Consider the following 18,115-nt stretch of genomic DNA (forward strand, 5'->3'; position numbering starts at 1 on the left):
CACTATTTTTTATTTTGTGAGCAACTCCGTGTTGACACAAAAAATAACAAATTTACATAAAATGACGAACGGAAATAGCAAAATTGCTGAGGTGACATAGCAGCAGACTTCTCAGTCTGCTGCCCGCCCATCAGGGATTTACGGGTAACTCACCGATGTTATTGCGCTCGGGTCGAGATGTTTACTCAATGTCTTGATTGCCGACTTCATCGGGCACAACGTACCGACGTCAGTGATACGACAGTCGGCCTGACGCCACTCTTCACGCAGCAACGGATGAGCCTGGTCGACTGACTGTAAATGACGCAGGTCGTCCAGACTTTGTCCCTGAAAGAAGACATGGATAAACCGCTCACCACTTTGCGTGTCACGCCAGCGCTCAAAGACCAGACTGCTTCCCGGCGGAATATTGCCACGCGTATAGCCCGGCAGCGTCCAGCTGAAGCCCATCAGCGTGCGCACCATCGCGATATTGGTATCATGTGCAACCAGCAGTAGCCAACGCGTATCCGGCATCGACGCCGGGGGATGATCCACCCCCTGCAACATGGCGTTCAGCAATATGGAACCCCGTTTCTGCGCGGTATAAAGCACGTCATTACTGAGATCATAATTGGCGGTCAGCAAGGGCAAGATCTCGGTTATCTGTGCAGCCGTTGTGATTTTCCCCCAGGCGAGCTGACTGAGCGGCAAATTTTCATTCCAGCCAAGCCGCAAGGTTTCCACCATATTAGCCAGCACGCTCAGGCCCTCAACATAGGTTTTGCCACTTTTGCTTTGTTTTATTTGCCAGGGTTTATCAAAAAAAGAGCAGTCCGTTCCGGGAGCGCATACCGCGGCCTTCAGTGCGCTCACCGCGGGCTGCAATGCCTGTTGTCGTGCCGCCAGATCTCCCGCTTTGGCCTGTACCGCAGCCAACTGTGTTGCCGGTTCGGTGTTCGTCGCCGGAAACGCTTCGGTCTGGAACAACGGATCGTTCTCCTCCTTCACGCGGTGAATGGCAACACCACAACCGGGAAATGCCCCATCAACCAACGCCAGGGCTGTCGCCTGGGTACGTTGTAACGGACTTGCTCTGACATAAATATCCTGTGGCTGCGGGCAACCGGCGGTCAGTAAACCGAGCTGGCGATAGTGTTCACCCTCCCAGCGTCCTTTGTTTACCACCGCCGCATAACCATGTCCGGTCAGTTCACCGTCACGGGTGACCCAGGTGGTCCAGTGACGATGCGTGGCGGCCTCGATGTCCTTGCGGTTATCCGGCGTGGGTGGCCGGATGCCGTGGCGGCTGAGTTCCACCACTTTCTCCAGTTGATAATGTGCTGCTGCGTGGGTTTGCGTTGCGCATAACCACAGTGCTCCGGCGATGAACAGGCGTGCAGCGGCCTGATGTCTGCGTGGCATCATAATCTCTTCCTTTATTGAGGTAATTAAGATGAAAACAGGGTGCGGTGTTCGCTGGCGTTGCGTCTCGCCACCATCACAGCAGTGACAAAACACAACAACGCGGAAACAAGACCGGCTGCCACCCAGAACAGGGACAACGTGTGAAAATCGTAAAGTTTTTTGCCGTTTTCCATCACCGAGGTTTTATCGATGATAAAGCCGGTCAGGAACTCACCAAAACCCGCGCCAGCGTAGCTGACAATACCAATGGTGCCCAGCGCAGCGCCTGCTGCTTTGCGCGAGGAGATATCCACAGCGAGCAAACCGCCCAGAAAACAGGTCAGCGCGCCAATGGTGGCACCGAAGATCACCATCGACAGAATATCGGTGTAGTAGCTGTGTGGGGACCACAGCATCAGGGCAAATCCGGCGGTGTTAATCAGACTAATAAAACCCGCCATAATGCTGCGATTGCGGGCAAAGAAACGGTCTGATAACACGCCAGCGAGAATGGTGCCAACGATGCCGGCAATCGCATTTACACCAATAATGGCGGAGGCTTCGACGGTGGTGTACCCCTTGCCTTGTTGCAGGAAAAAGATGCCCCAGGAATTCACACCGTAGCGATCGATATACATAAATGCCGAAGCCAGCGCCAGCGTCCAGAGCGCCGGGTTGCGCAGCGCCATCAGTTGATTACGCAGCACCGAACTTCTGGCTTCTTCTTCTTCAAGCGGTTCATCGCTGATGGTATTGATTGAGGGAAAGCCACTGCTCTGCGGCGAGTCACGCATAAACAACAGCATGATCACCACGCCTGCGGCACCCAGCGCCGCGGTGGAGAGATACCCCATATGCCAGCCGTAACCGGCAATAACCGCAGCAATCACCATGTAGGTCATGGCTTCGCCGATATTGTGCGCCGTTGACCAGATGGAATAGAAGGTGCCGCGCTCCTTCGTCCCGTACCAACGTGCCAGCGACACGGCGCAGGGCCCGACCCCCATTGACTGTGCCCAGCCATTGATGCCCCAGAAAATCGCCAGCATCATGGCATTGGTGGTCATGCCCATCATCAGGTTCATGCCCGCACTGAGCAATAATCCCAGGCTCATAAAGCGCACCACGTTGGCATGATCCGCGAGAAACCCGTTCACAAACTTACCGATGGCATAACTAAAGAAGAGTGCAGAACCAATCATGCCCAATTCTGACGGTGAAATCCCTAAATCCACCAGCGCACTTTTGGCAACGGTAAAGGAAAGACGGCACACATAAAAGGTGACGTAAGCCAGTGTCATCGCCAGAAAGGTCTGCCAGCGCACCACGCGAAAACGGTTTTCATTAAAAGTTATGCCGTCTTTCGCCGGGCTGGCCCGGAAAAAGCTGAGTAATCCAGACATCATCGTATCTCCGTTGGCGGAGGCGGTGCTGATTGATGTGTTTCATCCCTGAGAGCGTGTTCCCTGTTGTGTAGAGTACATAATCAGATGCCCTGGCCGTGCAGGTTAAAGTAAGGGTTGTTTAACCCATTGTTTTAATTGTGGGTAAATCTTTTCACTTGCCAAAAGAACAACATTTCCGCGCGCGATCCCCTCCGCCGCCAGATAATCGTTGGTGATACCACCCGCCTCCCGCATCAACACGATCCCCGGTAATCCATCCCAGGGGTTCATATGCGGCTCGTAATAACCAATCAGACGACCCGCCGCAGCCCAGGCGCTCATTAACGCGCCAGAGCCATTGCGCACGAACATGCCGCCATGTTGCAGAAGTTGGTCAAGAAACGGCAGGAAATCTTCAGTAGAAACGCGATGCGACGTGCCGACACCCATCACTCCATCCGCGACGGTGGTCGCCGGATGCGGCGAGATTTGCTGATCGTTCAGCCACGCGCCCTGCCCTTTGCAGGCATGGAACAGCTCGTGGTGATTGGGGTCATACACCACGCCGATCACCGGTTCGCCGTCAATAACGATGGCCAGCGAGAGACACCAGGTATGCAGGCCGTTGAGAAAACAGCTGGTGCCATCGATAGGGTCCACTACCCACAGCACCGATTTCCCCTCATCGGCCGTGCCGCTCTCTTCGCCGAGGAAACCATCGTTCGGAAATGCCTCCGCTATCCGCGATTTTACGAAGGACTCCACCTCACAATCGGCGCGGCTGACCACATCCTGCAAGTCGCTCCCTTTGTGCAGGGTTTGCAGACTGTCACGCTGTTGATAGAACTCATACGCCAGTTTTCCACCTGACTCAGCAAGACTACAGGCGAAGCGATAGCGCGCCAAAAGCGAATCATTTTCACTGGTTAACATAACCTCTCCCTAAAATGCACACGCGTGCATTATGCGATAAAAAATTAGCCCCGAAGGGCAGAGAGAGTGTGGCGGCAGTCGGCAGATTATACTGTGACCGATGCCACATAAAATTAATTTTCCATTAAGCGCTGTTACGGATAATTAATTTCACTGGTACGGCACGCTGCCGTGAAGGGAGATCAAACTGTGCAATCCGTGTGATAAGAAGATCGACCGCATGGTGTGCCAGTGCGTTGGTATCCTGTTGAATTGTCGTGAGATGATAGGGATCCCATTCTGCCTGGGGTATATCATCGAACCCAATGACAGCGGGGAGCACCGTCCCATCATTAAGAGAACGAAGACCGTCAATTGCGCCCAGCGCCAGCATATCTGTGGCACAAATCAGCACATGGCAGCGACTCAGGGTGATGGCTGCGGCACGCCCTGCCGCATAACCACCACCCGCGATAAATTGTGGCGTAATGTTAAAATCAGGGGCGGCTAACACCAGCGCCTGGTAACGTTCGCGAGTGCTGAAATTCGACGCATCTTCTCCAATAAACCCCACCTCCTGCCAGCCTCGTTGCCGGCAGTAATCCGCCATCAGCTGCATTCCCTGCGCATTATCGCTGGCAACACGATCGCAACCTTGCAGACTGGCATCACGGTTAATCAGCGTGACCGGGATTTTGCGCGCCAGATACTCTTCCGCCAGGGAGAGTGGTGGCGCACCTGAAGTAATAATCACCCCCGCCACATGGTAACTCAGCAGTTGTTTCAGCGAAGGCGCAAGCTGTTCGGGATCGTCGGCGTTCATCAGCAACGGCATAAACCCCTGCAACGCCAACTGATGCACCAGCGGCGAAAGCAGCTTACTGCGGAAAGGGTTGTCAAAACCGGAGGTAATAATACCGATGAAATTGCTGCTCCCGGTATTCATCGTGCGAGCGATAATGTTGACCTGATAGCCCAATTGTTCAGCGGCCTGTAATACTTTGGCGCGCGTTTTTTCCGCAACGGATGCCCCGGGAGTAAAGGTGCGTGACACCGCAGAACGTGAAACACCCGCCAGACGGGCCACATCTTCGGCCTTCACCCAGTTTTTGTTTTTCTCACTCATGCTGAGTCTTCACTGTGGTCATCCCTTTTTGTGGAGAAACATTCACATTATCAAATCTGTGAGGCGTTGCAATCTCATGCATCTGTCGCCACGCGGGAATTTCAGGTTGAAATATGCGAAATAATTTAATAACTATCAATAAATTATATATTTCAGTGTATGGGAAAAATCTCGTGTTTTCCCCTGTTGTTAGCCGTTAAGGTTGTGAATCGGCAGTGGACGTTGTTTACTGAGGCAATCAAGGGAGGGACCAGCCTATGTTAACCTGCTTTTCAATCGCCAATTATCGATCCATCCGCGATCTGACCTTGCCGCTGGAACGCTTGAATGTGATTACCGGCGAGAATGGCAGCGGTAAATCAAACCTCTACAAGGCGCTGCGCCTGCTGGCCGAGACAGCCAAAGAGGGGGTGATCAATGCGCTGGCAGAAGAAGGCGGGCTGACCTCAACCTACTGGGCAGGTCCGGAAACTCTGTCGCGCAGTATGAAACGTGGCGATGTGCCAATCGAAGGTGGGCCACGCCATCATGTGGTGCGCCTTAAGCTGGGCTTTGCCAGTGACCATTATGGTTATGCCATTACCCTGGGCTTGCCGACCCCGAGTTCATCAGCCTTTGCTCATGACCCGGAGATCAAGCGAGAGGTTATTTTTAATGGTCCGTACTACCGCCCGGCTTCCTCATTAGTCGAGCGAAAAGGCAATCTGCTTAAAGTCCGCGCAGACAGACAATGGCAGGTCGCCGCACAGAAAGTACCGGTCTACGGCAGCATGTTCGACCAACTGGCCGATCCCACCACTGCGCCAGAGGTTTTCCAGGTACGTGAAATGATACGCAACTGGCGTTTCTACGATCATTTTCGTACCGATAAAGACGCCCCTGCACGCCAGGGGCAACTGTTAACGCGCACCCCGGTTCTGCACCATGACGGCAGAGACCTGGCATCAGCAATTCAAACCATTATTGAAACCGGCGATCGCCAGGCGCTTGCCCATGCAATTAACGATGCTTTTCCTGGCAGTCGGCTGGAGGTCATACAGCCAGGCGAGGGACGAGGTGCGATCGCTTTCTACCAACATGGTCTGCTACGTCCTCTTTCGGCCGCCGAACTCTCTGACGGCACGCTGCGGTTTATTCTTTGGGTAGCCGCCTTGCTGACGCCACGCCCACCCGAATTGATGGTGCTGAACGAACCTGAAACCAGCCTGCATCCAGACCTGCTACCTGCGCTGGCGCGCTTAATTCTTCAGGCCTCGCAACATACGCAAATTTGGGTAATCTCTCACGCCAGCCGTCTGGTTAATGCGCTGATGCAAGACCCAGAATGTCACCTGATTGAGCTGGAAAAGGAGCTGGGGCAGACGCAGATTAAAGGACAGGATATTCTCGACGTACCCGCCTGGCATTGGCCTGATGAGTGATGTCACACCGTCACGTCAGGTAAACGTCATTGCCCAGGTGATCACCCCAGCCACTACCGTGGTGAAGGTCAGCGCGATGAGGAAAAGAATATCGACCATTTTTTCCAGCCGGTGATTGCGCCGCTGGTTGCGCGTGCGTAGCGCCCAGTAAGACATGATGGTGGTTGCCAGATAAAGAATGGCATTGATGGCGAGCAGATCATCGCCAAGCGTATCTTCACGTCTCAGGGTGGTCACAACCTGAAAAATACCGATAACCGTAATACAAACGCCGACCATCGCCGCCGACGCCATAAAGATATGCACACAAATATCTTCATCCAGCCTGTTACTGATTTTGGGTTTGATCATCAGCATCACCTTAAAAAGAGCAACGTTCGATTTCTCAAATAGTGGTGATTCACTCTAACCTTATAAGGTTAACTCAGACTGAGGAGAGAGAATATGGCTAGCGGCTGGTCTGGTGATGGCGCCGTTCAGGATCAGATTGACGCCACTGTTGATGATGCCGTTGCCCGGGCACGGAGCCATCTGGGCCAGGGTGAAAGCGCCCACTATTGCGACGAATGTGGTGAGCCGATTCCCGAGGCTCGACGGCTGGCATTACCTGGGGTTCGCTACTGTATCAAATGCCAGAGCGAGCGAGACAAACATGAGGCCAGCCACAGCGGGTACAACCGCCGCGGCAGTAAAGACAGCCAACTGAGATAGCCTCTCAGGGCAGCGTTATTCCGGCTCTATCCAGGTTGAAGTAAAGTCGAACCAGCCCAGATTATTAAAATGCATCCCCTGTGCCTGCTCTGGCCCCTGCAAACGCATCCAGTGGTGAAACAATGGCTGCAACCACCCTTCCCTGATAATGATCTCCGTCAGTTGCCTGGCAGGGAGTACACCCGCACGCCACTGCTGCTGCCAGTGGGAAAATAAATGCTCATCGCCACCAGAAATGGAGGTTTTTAATAATGGCATACCGGTCAGCCAGGCACCGACATTCCAGGCCTCCGGCAAGGTAAAATTCACCGTGCCTAACCATAAATCCGCATCACCGGCGCCTGCCGCCCAGGCTTCATAGGGCATTTCAATCGCCTCAACGTCAACACCACTGGCTGCCAGAATCTGCTGACATGCCCGAATTAACACGGGAAATTCCCAGTGTTGATGGTGGTACGCCAGGCGCAGGCGCTGAAGGCCCGGAGTGTGCATCCTCCCTTGCGCAATCTGATGCGACCAGTCGGAAAGCAAGCTCTCTGCGGGTAGCCACAGCGCCCGGACCGCTTCCGGCATCTGTTGCCTGATAGCTTGCGGGGCCAATTGCGCCCGAATCCAGCGTCGGTGTGCAGGGTTATGCCACAAGGGCGAACGGCTGTCGCACAGCAAAAAGTAGCCGCCGCGCTCCAGTACCGGCTCTTCTGCTGACGCGGTAAAGTGCGCACCCAGCGCGGCGACGTACTCGATATCGCTCATCCCGGAACTCAGCAACGCCGAAGGTCGGTCGGAAGGGACAGGTTCCAGGCAGGTAATGATATCAATTTCGTCCAACAGGCTGCGAAAGCCAAAGTAGCGATCAAACGCGGTCAGGCGCAGGTGCCATTCGTTATTTTCCGCGACCTGATAAGGCCCGGAACCGACAGGGTGCGAGGCAAAATCAGGCCGCTGTTGATGGTCGGCGGGCAGAATCAATGCGGCGGCATCCGCCAACAATTGTGGCAACAACTCATCCGGGTGGCTCAGTTCAATCATGACGCTCAGCTCACCCTGCGCCAGCACGCTTTTAAGATGAGAAAAAAGTGGAGATTGCGCGCTGCGGGTCAGAGAAGCCACCACATCGTGGCTGGTTAATGACGTGCCATCGTGAAACAGCACTCCGGGACGCAGGTAGAATCGCCAGTGCAGCGCATCAAGCCTGCGCCAACGGTGCGCGATATCCTGCTCAACCTGCCCGGAGTGCTCATCAATACGTGTCAGCCCGCTAAATATCTGCCGGATCAGGTGAATTTCCGTACGCCGCAACGCCGTTCCGGGATAGAGATTTTGCAGAGGTCGATAATAAGGCACACGCAGCGACTGGCGTTCATCCTGCACGCTGTGGCCCAGGCGACCGCGCAGCAGGGAGGCCAGATGGTGTTTCTCATCACCCAATAATGTCAGGACGCCACGCATATCGTTCAGATCCAGCAGGCGTTCAGCCTTTGCCAGCATCAGTTGCTGTTGTGAATAGCGTAGCTCCAGTTTTGCCAGATGCCCGCGACCGGGGCGGGCATGCCAGGCCAGCCACCCGGCAGATTGCATCTGGATAATCAGGGTGCGCATATGTCGTTTGCTGCAAAACAGCGCATCAGCGAGGGTTTGCAGCGTGGTCAGTGCCTCGCGCTGCGGAAACAGGGTTAACAACTTTTGATAATGCTGCTCAAGACGTTGGCTACTCATAAAAGATGAACTCTATAGCGCAAAAGACATCAATTTTTCATTTCCTCTTTTTAACGCACTATTTTTCCTCAGGCAATCTAACCGACGGGAACCCCCATGAGCAGAATGATCAACAAAGACACCCGCATATGTATGTCACTGGCGGCGCGACCAACCAACTTCGGTACCCGCTTCCACAATTACCTCTACGAGGCGCTGGAACTCGATTATTTGTATAAAGCGTTCACCACTCAGGACCTGGCGGCGGCCATCGCGGGTATCAGAGCGTTGGGGATTCGGGGATGTGGGGTATCAATGCCGTTTAAGCAGACGTGCATTCCGCTGATTGACGAGCTGGCCCCCTCCGCCGCCGTGATTCACTCCGTGAATACCATCGTCAATAACGACGGCTATCTGACCGGCTACAACACCGACTATATCGCCATCGAAAAATTGCTACAGAAATACGACGTTGCGCCGCAACTGACCTTTGCCCTGCAAGGCAGCGGCGGCATGGCCAGCGCCGTCGCCTGTGCGTTAAAAAATCACGGATTTCACCACGGCTACATCATCGCCAGAGATGACGAGAGCGGCAAAGCCCTGGCGGCGGCGCACGGCTATCAGCACCACCATACGATGGAAGGAGTGACGGCTGACGTGTTGATCAATGCCACGCCACTGGGAATGGCGGGCGGTCCGGAGGCGGAGACGCTGGCGTTCTCATCCACGGCGATTGCGGCCGCTCAGGTGGTGTTTGATGTTGTAGCGCTGCCGGAACACACACCGCTGATCCGTTCTGCCCGTGAGCAGAACAAAAAGGTGATCAGCGGTGCGGAGGTTTTTGCCATTCAGGCGGTTGAGCAATTCAGCCTGTACACCGGTGTCCGTCCTTCCGATGAACACTTCCGTCAGGCCGCCGCCTGGGCAAGGCAGGTTTAACGCTGATACAGATGGACGATCTCCGCCGATAACTCTCGCGCCAGCAACGATGTCATTAAATGGTCCTGCGCATGGACCATAATCAAGGTCATGGGCTGGCGACCTTCTCCTGCATCCTGTTCAATCAGGCGGGTTTGCATTTTATGTGCCTGGCGGGTGAAGGTATCGGATTGCTGCAACAGCTGTTGCGCCAGGGCAATATCTCCCGCCCTGGCAGCCTGCAACGCCTCAAAGCACAGGCTGCGTGCCTGACCTGCGTTAACGATAATCTCCATCACCGCCTCTTCTAAATCGATCATCATTGCTCTCCGTCAAAGCCGTTATTTGCCGCCGTGGCAGCAAACCATTCACCGCTTTTTTTCACGCTGCGCGTCTGGCTGGCGAGATCGAGCTGTACAAAACCGTAGCGGTTTTTGTAGCCGTTACACCAGGACCAGTTATCAATAAAGGTCCACATGTGGTAGCCAAGGCAGTGGCTGCCCTCGGCAATGCCTTTGTGCAGCCACTTCAGGTGATCGGAGATAAAATCGATACGGTATTGGTCGTTAATCTGCCCGTCTTGCGCAAAACGCTGCTCGTTTTCCACCCCCATGCCGTTCTCGGAAATAAAACAGCGTGGGTTGCCGTAATTCACTCGCAGATTGGTGAGAATGTCATAGATGCCCGGCGGGTAGATTTCCCAGCCACGATACGGGTTCATGGTGCGTCCCGGCATTTCATAATGGTCAAAGAACCACTCCGGCATAAAGGGTGCCGCTGGGTTGACCGCATTTTCGCGGCATTTAACCCGCCGTGGTTGATAGTAATTGATACCCAACAGGTCGATTTTTCCTGCCGCGATCAGGGCGCTGTCCCCCGGCAGGCACGCCGGTAATTGATCGTACTGCTTCAGCAACGCCACCAGATCTGGTGGATACTCCCCCAGCAGCACCGGATCGAGAAAGCTGCGATTAAACAGCAGATCCGCATGATGCGCGGCGGTAAGGTCGGCAGGGTGTTGAGAACGGGGGTACGACGGTGTCAGGTTAAGAATCACACCGATCTCGCCGCGATAGTCCCCGGCGCGATACGCACTCACCGCCGCAGCGTGGGCCAGTACGGTGTGATACGCCACCGTGGCGGCCCGGCGAAAATCGACCACATTGGGATAGTGGAAATCATAAAGATAGCCACCTTCCACCGGCACGATCGGCTCGTTAAAGGTGAACCAGTGCAGCACCCGATCGCCGAACAGGTCAAAACAGACCTGCGCGTAGCGACCAAACGCTGTCACCACGTCACGGCTCTCCCAACCGCCTTTCTCCTGCATCGCCAGCGGCATATCGAAATGAAACAACGTCAGGAACGGCGTGATGCCCTGCGCCAGTAACTCATCAATCACGCGGTTGTAAAACGCCACCGCTTCCGCATTTACCTCACCCGTGCCATCCGGTATCAGCCGCGACCAGCTGATGGAGGTACGAAAACTGTTGTGATTAAGTTGCTTAAGTAAGGCAATATCCTGCTGCCAGCGCTGGTAAAAGGTCGAGGTGTGCTGTGGCCCGACCTGCTGATGAAAACGCCACGGTTGCTGTGCAAACCAGTGGTCCCAGGTGGTGGCGCTTTTTCCGCCGCTATCGCTGGCACCTTCTGTTTGCAGGGCCGAACTGGCACTGCCCCACCAAAAATTCTCAGGAAACTGATACTTCATTACGTTTCTCTCCGGATTGAGTTGTCGCCGCCTGTTCCTGGGCTTTTTGTTCTTCAGATTTCATCAGGGAACGTTCATACGCACGCAGGAAAGGCAGGTACATCAGGGCTGACATCACCATGCAAATCAGGCACATCACCACCGGACTGATCGCCCAGTTGGCAGCCCAGGATGCACCAATTGGTGCCGGTGTGGTCCAGGGCGTGAGCGACACCACCTGGGCCAGCCAGCCCATCCTGGTGGCGGTCCAGGCGAGGATGGCGTTAACCATCGGTACGCAGACAAAGGGGATAAACATCATCGGATTCATAATGATCGGCGCGCCGAACATTATCGGTTCATTGATGTTGAAGAAGCTCGGCACGATACCCATTTTGCCAATGGTGCGCAGATGGGTGGTGCGGCTGCGCAACAGCAGGAAAGCCAGCGGTAAGGTGGAGCCCACACCCCCGATCAACAGGTAATGATCCCAGAATCCCTGAAGGTAGATGTGCGGCAACGCGGTGCCCGCCGCCAGTGCCGCCTGATTAGCGGAGAGGTTAGCCATCCAGAATGGGTTCATAATCCCGGTGACGATCAACGCCCCGTGAATACCGGCAAACCAGAACAACTGACAAAGCAGCACCGACAACAAGATCGCTGGCAGCGAGTCAGACGCCGACACCAGTGGCTCAAGCAGATGCATAATCGCTTCGGGAATAATCATCCCGGTCTGCGCCTGGATAAACAGATTGAGCGGGTGCAGCGTGCCAATGATCACCACCACCGGGATCAGGATTTCAAAAGAACGTGCCACACCGGTTGGGACTTCTTTGGGTAAGCGGATGGTGATGTTGTTGTGCTTCAGCCAGGCGTAAACCCGCGTCGAATAAATCGCGGTGATCAACGCGGTAAATATCCCCTGCCCGGATAAATAGGCTGTGGAGATAGTACCGTTGGAGTAAGGTGCGGCCACCAGCAGAAACGCCATAAAGGCCAGTAACCCCGACATTACCGGATCGAGCGAGAACTGCCGCCCGAGGCTTGCGCCAATCCCCACCGAGATAAAAAAGGTCATGACCCCCATGCTGAGGTAAAACGGCAACATCAGTTGCTCACGGTAAGTCGCGGAAAAATCCAGCCAGGCACGGGCAAAGCCGTTGGTGGTGGTGGCCGAGAATGGCGGGAAGATAAATACCAGCATGAAAGAACCGATAATCATAAACGGCAGCGCGGCAGTAAAGCCGTCGCGGATCGCTATGATGTATTTCTGTTGCCCGAGACGTCCGGCCAGCGGCGTGATCGCTTTTTCGATAACGCCAATCATCGACTGATATAACGAACTCATACCATCACCTTTATTCGTGAGCCGCCTCAATAAGCGAAAGCGCGAAATCCAGCACTTTGTCGCCGCGCTGCATACCGTAGTCCATCATCTCGATCGGCTGGACCGGGATCCCGGCGCTTGCCGCTTTGTCGGCCAGCGTTTTCAGCATGTATTTCACCTGAGGTCCCAGCAGCACCACCTGATAACGCGCAAACTGCTCGTCAAATTCGGTCACGCCATACGCATCAATTTCAACGGCCAGACCGCGTTCCTGCGCCACCTCTTTCATTTTGCGTACCAGCATGCTGGTGGACATCCCCGCCGAACAACACAACATAATCCTGATCATCGTCATCCATCCTTCAAAGCTATGCCTCAATGTGGTTACGATTGGATATCATACGGAAACCGGTTTCCATGAAAGGTTGAACGAAGTGTGACCCGCATCAATTTCTGATAAATCGGCGCTTTTTTTATTAGATTCGCATCACAAAACATCATTATTTCAACCCGTAGCGGCGCGATTTATCGCGCATCTTTTTGGCATAGTTAAAAAACCGCGCGATAAATCGCGCCGCTACAGGGATGGTGATTTTGCGCGAAAATGGAAAACCGGTTTCCAACAATAAGGGAAGTCGTTATACTTCTGCTGGCTAAAGTTTGCTCAGGGTTTCCGGAGAGAAAGATGTCTACGATCAACGATGTATCGCGCTTAGCCGGGGTGTCAAAAGCCACGGTTTCTCGGGTGTTGAGTGGTTCGCGCGGAGTGAAGGAAGCCAGCCGTCAGGCAGTGCTCAAAGCGGTTGACGAACTCAAGTATCGACCTAACGTTATTGCTCAGTCACTCTTCAGTCAGTCTACCGGTTGTATTGGCGTCATCTGCGCCCAGGAAAACATCAACCAAACTACCGGCTACCTGTATGCGCTGGAAAAACAACTCAGCCAGCACCAGAAACATCTCCTGTTACGCTTCGCCAACAACAAAGCCGATGTGTTACATGCGCTCGATGAACTGAGCTGTGGCTTGTGCGATGACGTGCTAATCATTGGCGCGCGCTTCCCGCTCGATATCCAGGATGACAATGTGATTCTGGTCGATTGTGCCGAAACTGACTGGCCCAACAGCATCCAGTTTGACCACGGTTTTGCCGCTGAGACCGCCTGTAACTATCTGATCAGCCAGGGTAAGCGCCAGATTGCTTTGATCTATCCCGAGGCCGGTAACGCAGGCGAGCAGGTACTGAGTGGTTATAAGCTCGCGCTGGAAAATAACCTCCTGCCCTATAATCGTAATCTGGTGTTTATGGATGCGCCCTCTGCATCGGTCGCGCTTCAGGTGCTGCTCAACAATGCCAGTACCCTGAATTTTAATGCGTTGTTGACGGCCAACGACCAGGAAGCACAACAGGTTATTGCCCAGCTACAGGCCTTTAATAAATCGGTGCCGGGCGACATTATGGTGTTCAGCTTGGCCGGTTCAGTCCATTTACCGGGCATTCCCACCATTCCAGCCATTGAGTATTCACTGGATGCGATGGCAGCCAGAATTGTTGGTTGGCTGACGAGAAAGACGCAAGATATGTTGGGTTCCTGTACGTTACGCGGAAACTTAATCATTCCGCGCTGACACCACCGGAGTGAGGAGACGGATAAGCTGCTGGCAAGCTGTGGTATCGGCACCACGAGTCGCACCGGGATCGCCGCCACCGGTGACCGTTTCAGCCTGGCCACTCTCTATCCCCGCGACAAACTGATCGCGCTGGGCGACCGGTTTTCCCTGACGGTGGGCTACTATCACACGGTGGTCAGCTGGCTGGAGCGTCTCAAATGCGGCATCACCAGCGGTGAACTGTATCAGACGGTGGAAAATGTGTTGCCGAAGGAGCGCTGGCACTGGCACCTGAATCCGAACGATTTTCCTATTACCCACACCGTTTGCGGTGAGCGTTTTTAGCCGCAGACGTGCGCTACCCCATCTGAATTATCATATTTTCATATAGATGAAGATGATTTCTCGGTAATCTCCTGTCTGATGCGCTGAGAAATAATTGCGCAGCTTCACAATTTTTATTATTAGTAATTGCCAATGTTGCAGAGCGTGCTGAATACTCCCGCCGCAACATCCACATACGTTTTATTGCGGCGTGCTACTGCTTCGGCAGGCAAGACCAAAATAAAAATGCCAGCTCCAGTCTTTTCTGGAGTGCATTTTTGTTTTGGTCTTTTTTTTTGCCTTAACGAAAAGGGAAAATGATGAGTCATAACGAGTTAGCTGATGAAATCCTGCGTCTGGTCAACGGAGGCGAAAACATCCGTACCCTGACGCACTGCGCCACCCGACTGCGGATGGAGTTTAACGATCGTGCTGCGGTCAACAGCGAGCAGATTGAAAAATTACCCGGCGTGATCAGCGTGGTGGAACGCGGTGGACAGTTCCAGATTGTGGTGGGTAACGATGTACAACGGGTATTCCGCGTACTGGAAAAAGCCACCAGCGGCAACAAACCTACGACCACGCCCCAGGCCAAACAAGAGCGTGGCGGTATCGTTTCTCAAATCATCAGCGTGATCTCCACCACCTTCACCCCGGTGATCCCGGCGATTACCGGGGCCGGGATGATTAAAGCGCTGCTGGCGATCTGCAAACTCACCGGCGTGATGAACGAGAGCAGCCCAACGTGGCAGTTGCTGAATATCATCTCCGACGCAGCGTTTTTCTTCCTGCCGGTGCTGCTTGCCTATGGCGCGGCATTGAAATTCGAATGTAACGCGATTCTGGCGATGACCATTGCCGGCGCGCTGCTGCATCCGGATCTGGGTAAAATGCTCGCCAGCGGCAAGCCGGTGGATTTCCTCGGTTTGCCGTTCCAGCTGGCGGATTATGCCGGTTCGGTACTGCCCATCATCCTTACCGTCTGGTTGATGTCGTACATCGAACGTTTTGCTGAACGTGTCTCACCGTCAATCATCAAGTTTTTCGTCAAACCGATGATTATCCTGCTGGTCACCGCACCGCTGGCGCTGGTGGTGGTCGGCCCGCTGGGCATCTGGCTGAATGATGTCGTTGCCTCCGGCGCGGTGATTATTGACCGTCATGCCAGTTGGCTGATCCCGATGCTGATGGGTGGCTTGCAACCGTTCCTGGTGATCACCGGCACCGCTTGGGCAATGACGCCAATCGCCACCGGTCAACTGAGCAAGAACGGTTTTGAAATGATTAACGGCCCCGGCATGTTGGCTTCTAACATCGCGCAAGGCGCAGCGACCCTTTGCGTGGCGCTGAAAACCCGCAACAAAAACCTGCGTCAGCTCGCGTCTTCCGCTGGCTTCACCGCGTTGCTGGGCATTACCGAACCTTCGCTGTATGGCGTGACCCTTAAGTTAAAACGACCGCTGATCGCGGCGATGATTGGTGGCGGCTGTGCCGGTATCTATGCCGGGTTAAGTGGCCTGGTCCGTTATGCGTTCGTCTCACCCGGACTGGCCGCCCTGCCTGCCTTTATTGGGGCTAACCCGATGAACATCGTTCATGCCTTGATCACCTGTGTGATTGCGATCGTGGTCACCTTCGCCCTCACCTGGATACTGGGTTTTGACGATATCCCTGATGGCGACACTCAGCCCCTCAAAGCCACACCGGCACCGGTAAACCTGAAGCCCGGTACCATCATCAGTCCGTTGCGCGGCGAGATGGTGCCATTAGCTGAAGTCAAAGATGATGTGTTCTCCCACGGTCTGCTGGGCCAGGGCGTGGCGATCCGTCCCGAGGAAGGTGTGTTGCGCGCCCCGGTGAGCGGCAAAGTGATGACCTTCCTGCCCTCCTGCCATGCCGTGGGCCTGATGAGCCACGATGGTATGGAAGTGTTGGTGCATATCGGTCTGGATACCGTGGCGCTGGGCGGTCAGCATTTCAGTTCGTCCTTACAGGTGGGCGATGAAGTTCAGGCGGGGGATGAGCTGGTGCGTTTCGATCTGGCAGCAATTGCAGCCGCCGGTTATGACCTGATCACACCGGTGGTGATCATTAACAGCGATGAATATGCCGTCACCACGGCCCCTGCCGCACCGGTCGATTTCGGCCAGCCGATTATGGAACTCAGTCTCAGGGAGCAAGCCGCATGATCTATCAGACACAAGCCGCGTTTCCTGACGGTTTTCTGTGGGGTGCCTCTACCTCGGCTTATCAGGTGGAAGGCAGTTGGGACAGTGACGGCAAAGGCCCGTCGGTGGTGGATATGCTGACCCATCCGGCGGGCAAAGCGGATTTCACCGTCGCCAGCGACCATTATCAACGTATGGAAAGCGATGTGGCGTTGTTTGCCCAGCTTGGCCTGAAAGCCTACCGCTTCTCCATTGCCTGGTCGCGGGTGATCCCCGACGGCGATGGTAACGTTAATCAGGCGGGCCTGAATTTTTATCGTCGCCTGGTGGATACCCTGTGCGCGCACGGCATTGAACCGATCGTCACGCTGTACCATTTCGACCTGCCCTGGGCGCTCGAGCAGAAAGGCGGCTGGCTGAATCGTCACACCATCGACGCCTTTGTGCGCTATGCCGATGTGCTGTTCCTTGCGTTAGGCAACAAGGTACGTTTCTGGCTGACGATTAATGAGCAGAACACCATGATTCTGCATCCCGGTGCCATTGGCACACCGCCGGGGCGCGAGTTACCGGATAAAAAATCACTCTATCAGCAAAGCCATCATATGTTGGTGGCGCAGGCACAGGTGATGCAGCGTTGTCATCAACGACTGCCCGAGGCGAAAATCGGTCCGGCGATCAACACCACCTCGATGTATGCCGCCACCTGTCGCCCGGAGGACGCCATCGCCGCGCACAACTGGGAAACGCTGCGTTGCTGGAGCTTTCTCGATGTTGCGGTACATGGCCGCTATAACGCCCTGGCCCTGCGTTATTTGCAGGATCGTGACCTTGCGCCACAGATGTTGCCGCAGGATGCGGCGCAACTGGCGGCGGCACGCCCGGATTTTGTCGCCATCAATTACTACTCCACCGCCACCATCGCCGCCAGCCGCGGTGATGCCTCCGATGTCGCGCCGCGCGCCGGCGATCAGCAGATTATGTTAGGAGAACCCGGCGTGTACCGGCCAGAGGAGAATCCTTATACCGCCAAAACCCCGTATGGCTGGGTGATTGATCCGGTTGGATTGCGTTTAACGCTGCGCAAAGTCTGCGAACGCTATGGCCTGCCGGTGATGATCACCGAAAACGGCATCGGGGCGCCTGACACCCTGGCGGCCGACGGCACAGTCGATGATGGCTACCGCATCGATTTTCTGCGTCAGCATATTGAGCAAATTCAACTGGCGCTGGCCGACGGCGTTGAGGTCATCGGTTATTTCCCGTGGTCAGCGATTGATGTGGTTAGCACCCATCAGGGCTATGCGAAACGCTATGGTTTCATTTATGTTAATCGCCACGAGCAGACGCTGAACGATCTACGGCGCATACCCAAACGCAGTTTTTACTGGTACCAGCAGGTGATCGCCAGTAACGGACACCAATTACAGGACACCCGTTAGC

The 18,115-nt window shown here is 54.7% G+C and carries 18 protein-coding genes; 7 read left to right on the forward strand and 11 right to left on the reverse strand.

Features of this window, described 5'->3' with window-relative positions; genetic code table 11:
* Nucleotides 1–138: 138 nt before the first annotated feature.
* The 4 genes from AC6I8R_RS24535 to AC6I8R_RS24550 form a co-directional block, all read right to left on the reverse strand.
* Nucleotides 139–1,407 carry a histidine-type phosphatase gene (locus AC6I8R_RS24535; protein WP_415174411.1) on the reverse strand — a complete coding sequence of 423 codons (1,269 nt, stop codon included), beginning with the start codon at nucleotides 1,405–1,407 and terminating at the stop codon, nucleotides 139–141.
* Between the two features lie 23 nt (nucleotides 1,408–1,430).
* Nucleotides 1,431–2,789, reverse strand: a complete 1,359-nt coding sequence (locus AC6I8R_RS24540) for an MFS transporter (protein ID WP_208727354.1) — start codon at nucleotides 2,787–2,789, stop codon at nucleotides 1,431–1,433.
* 105 nt (nucleotides 2,790–2,894) lie between these two features.
* Nucleotides 2,895–3,704 (reverse strand): inositol monophosphatase family protein, encoded by an 810-nt coding sequence (locus AC6I8R_RS24545; protein WP_497833132.1) that lies wholly within the window; start codon nucleotides 3,702–3,704, stop codon nucleotides 2,895–2,897.
* Nucleotides 3,705–3,828: 124 nt separating this feature from the next.
* The gene (locus AC6I8R_RS24550; protein ID WP_497833133.1) at nucleotides 3,829–4,809 is read right to left on the reverse strand and encodes a LacI family DNA-binding transcriptional regulator; all 981 of its coding nucleotides are present in this window, start codon (nucleotides 4,807–4,809) and stop codon (nucleotides 3,829–3,831) included.
* Nucleotides 4,810–5,066: 257 nt separating this feature from the next.
* On the opposite strand from AC6I8R_RS24550, the gene AC6I8R_RS24555 reads away from it, so the two are divergent.
* On the forward strand, nucleotides 5,067–6,230 hold the full coding sequence (locus AC6I8R_RS24555; RefSeq protein ID WP_497833134.1) for an AAA family ATPase: 1,164 nt from the start codon (nucleotides 5,067–5,069) through the stop codon (nucleotides 6,228–6,230).
* 15 nt (nucleotides 6,231–6,245) lie between these two features.
* Here AC6I8R_RS24555 and AC6I8R_RS24560 read toward each other — a convergent pair whose 3' ends face one another.
* Nucleotides 6,246–6,581, reverse strand: coding sequence for a hypothetical protein (locus tag AC6I8R_RS24560; RefSeq protein WP_497833135.1), 336 nt, complete (start codon nucleotides 6,579–6,581; stop codon nucleotides 6,246–6,248).
* A 93-nt stretch (nucleotides 6,582–6,674) separates the two neighbouring features.
* On the opposite strand from AC6I8R_RS24560, the gene AC6I8R_RS24565 reads away from it, so the two are divergent.
* Nucleotides 6,675–6,941, forward strand: a complete 267-nt coding sequence (locus AC6I8R_RS24565) for a DksA/TraR family C4-type zinc finger protein (RefSeq protein ID WP_036627261.1) — start codon at nucleotides 6,675–6,677, stop codon at nucleotides 6,939–6,941.
* A 15-nt stretch (nucleotides 6,942–6,956) separates the two neighbouring features.
* On the opposite strand, the gene sgrR is transcribed toward AC6I8R_RS24565, so the two are convergent.
* A complete protein-coding gene (sgrR, locus tag AC6I8R_RS24570; RefSeq protein ID WP_497833136.1) occupies nucleotides 6,957–8,657 on the reverse strand; it encodes an HTH-type transcriptional regulator SgrR in 1,701 nt (566 codons plus the stop codon).
* Between the two features lie 96 nt (nucleotides 8,658–8,753).
* On the opposite strand from sgrR, the gene AC6I8R_RS24575 reads away from it, so the two are divergent.
* Nucleotides 8,754–9,575: a shikimate 5-dehydrogenase gene (locus AC6I8R_RS24575; RefSeq protein ID WP_497833137.1), complete on the forward strand. Its 822-nt coding sequence runs from the start codon at nucleotides 8,754–8,756 to the stop codon at nucleotides 9,573–9,575.
* On the opposite strand, the gene AC6I8R_RS24580 is transcribed toward AC6I8R_RS24575, so the two are convergent.
* Genes AC6I8R_RS24580 through AC6I8R_RS24595 form a run of 4 tightly spaced genes read right to left on the reverse strand, consistent with a single transcriptional unit; the run spans nucleotide 9,572 to nucleotide 12,920 of the window.
* Nucleotides 9,572–9,874 (reverse strand): PTS lactose/cellobiose transporter subunit IIA, encoded by a 303-nt coding sequence (locus AC6I8R_RS24580; RefSeq protein ID WP_036627274.1) that lies wholly within the window; start codon nucleotides 9,872–9,874, stop codon nucleotides 9,572–9,574. The genes AC6I8R_RS24575 and AC6I8R_RS24580 overlap by 4 nt on opposite strands.
* Complete coding sequence (locus AC6I8R_RS24585) at nucleotides 9,874–11,265, reverse strand: glycoside hydrolase family 1 protein (protein ID WP_021185545.1); 1,392 nt, start codon at nucleotides 11,263–11,265, stop codon at nucleotides 9,874–9,876. Before AC6I8R_RS24585 ends, AC6I8R_RS24580 begins: the two co-directional genes overlap by 1 nt.
* Nucleotides 11,246–12,592: a PTS sugar transporter subunit IIC gene (locus tag AC6I8R_RS24590; RefSeq protein WP_021185546.1), complete on the reverse strand. Its 1,347-nt coding sequence runs from the start codon at nucleotides 12,590–12,592 to the stop codon at nucleotides 11,246–11,248. The genes AC6I8R_RS24585 and AC6I8R_RS24590 overlap by 20 nt, the downstream gene beginning before the upstream one ends.
* A gap of 10 nt (nucleotides 12,593–12,602) precedes the next feature.
* Entirely contained in the window at nucleotides 12,603–12,920 is a 318-nt protein-coding gene (locus tag AC6I8R_RS24595) for a PTS sugar transporter subunit IIB (RefSeq protein ID WP_021185547.1), read from the reverse strand.
* Between the two features lie 336 nt (nucleotides 12,921–13,256).
* Between AC6I8R_RS24595 and AC6I8R_RS24600 the strand changes: the two genes are divergently transcribed.
* A complete protein-coding gene (locus AC6I8R_RS24600; protein WP_021185548.1) occupies nucleotides 13,257–14,198 on the forward strand; it encodes a LacI family DNA-binding transcriptional regulator in 942 nt (313 codons plus the stop codon).
* On the opposite strand, the gene AC6I8R_RS24605 is transcribed toward AC6I8R_RS24600, so the two are convergent.
* Entirely contained in the window at nucleotides 14,181–14,369 is a 189-nt protein-coding gene (locus AC6I8R_RS24605; RefSeq protein WP_415175808.1) for a hypothetical protein, read from the reverse strand. The genes AC6I8R_RS24600 and AC6I8R_RS24605 overlap by 18 nt on opposite strands.
* Here AC6I8R_RS24605 and AC6I8R_RS24610 point away from each other — a divergent pair.
* The 3 genes from AC6I8R_RS24610 (at nucleotide 14,355) to AC6I8R_RS24620 (ending at nucleotide 18,114) form a co-directional block, all read left to right on the forward strand.
* Nucleotides 14,355–14,525, forward strand: coding sequence for a hypothetical protein (locus AC6I8R_RS24610; protein WP_415175807.1), 171 nt, complete (start codon nucleotides 14,355–14,357; stop codon nucleotides 14,523–14,525). The two genes, AC6I8R_RS24605 and AC6I8R_RS24610, sit on opposite strands and share 15 nt — an antisense overlap.
* Before the next feature lie 299 nt (nucleotides 14,526–14,824).
* Complete coding sequence (locus tag AC6I8R_RS24615) at nucleotides 14,825–16,693, forward strand: beta-glucoside-specific PTS transporter subunit IIABC (RefSeq protein ID WP_497833165.1); 1,869 nt, start codon at nucleotides 14,825–14,827, stop codon at nucleotides 16,691–16,693.
* Nucleotides 16,690–18,114, forward strand: coding sequence for a glycoside hydrolase family 1 protein (locus AC6I8R_RS24620; protein ID WP_497833138.1), 1,425 nt, complete (start codon nucleotides 16,690–16,692; stop codon nucleotides 18,112–18,114). The genes AC6I8R_RS24615 and AC6I8R_RS24620 overlap by 4 nt, the downstream gene beginning before the upstream one ends.
* Nucleotide 18,115 lies beyond the last annotated feature (1 nt).

The sequence above is a fragment of the Pantoea sp. X-Soil-OKNW-713 genome (assembly GCF_059730685.1).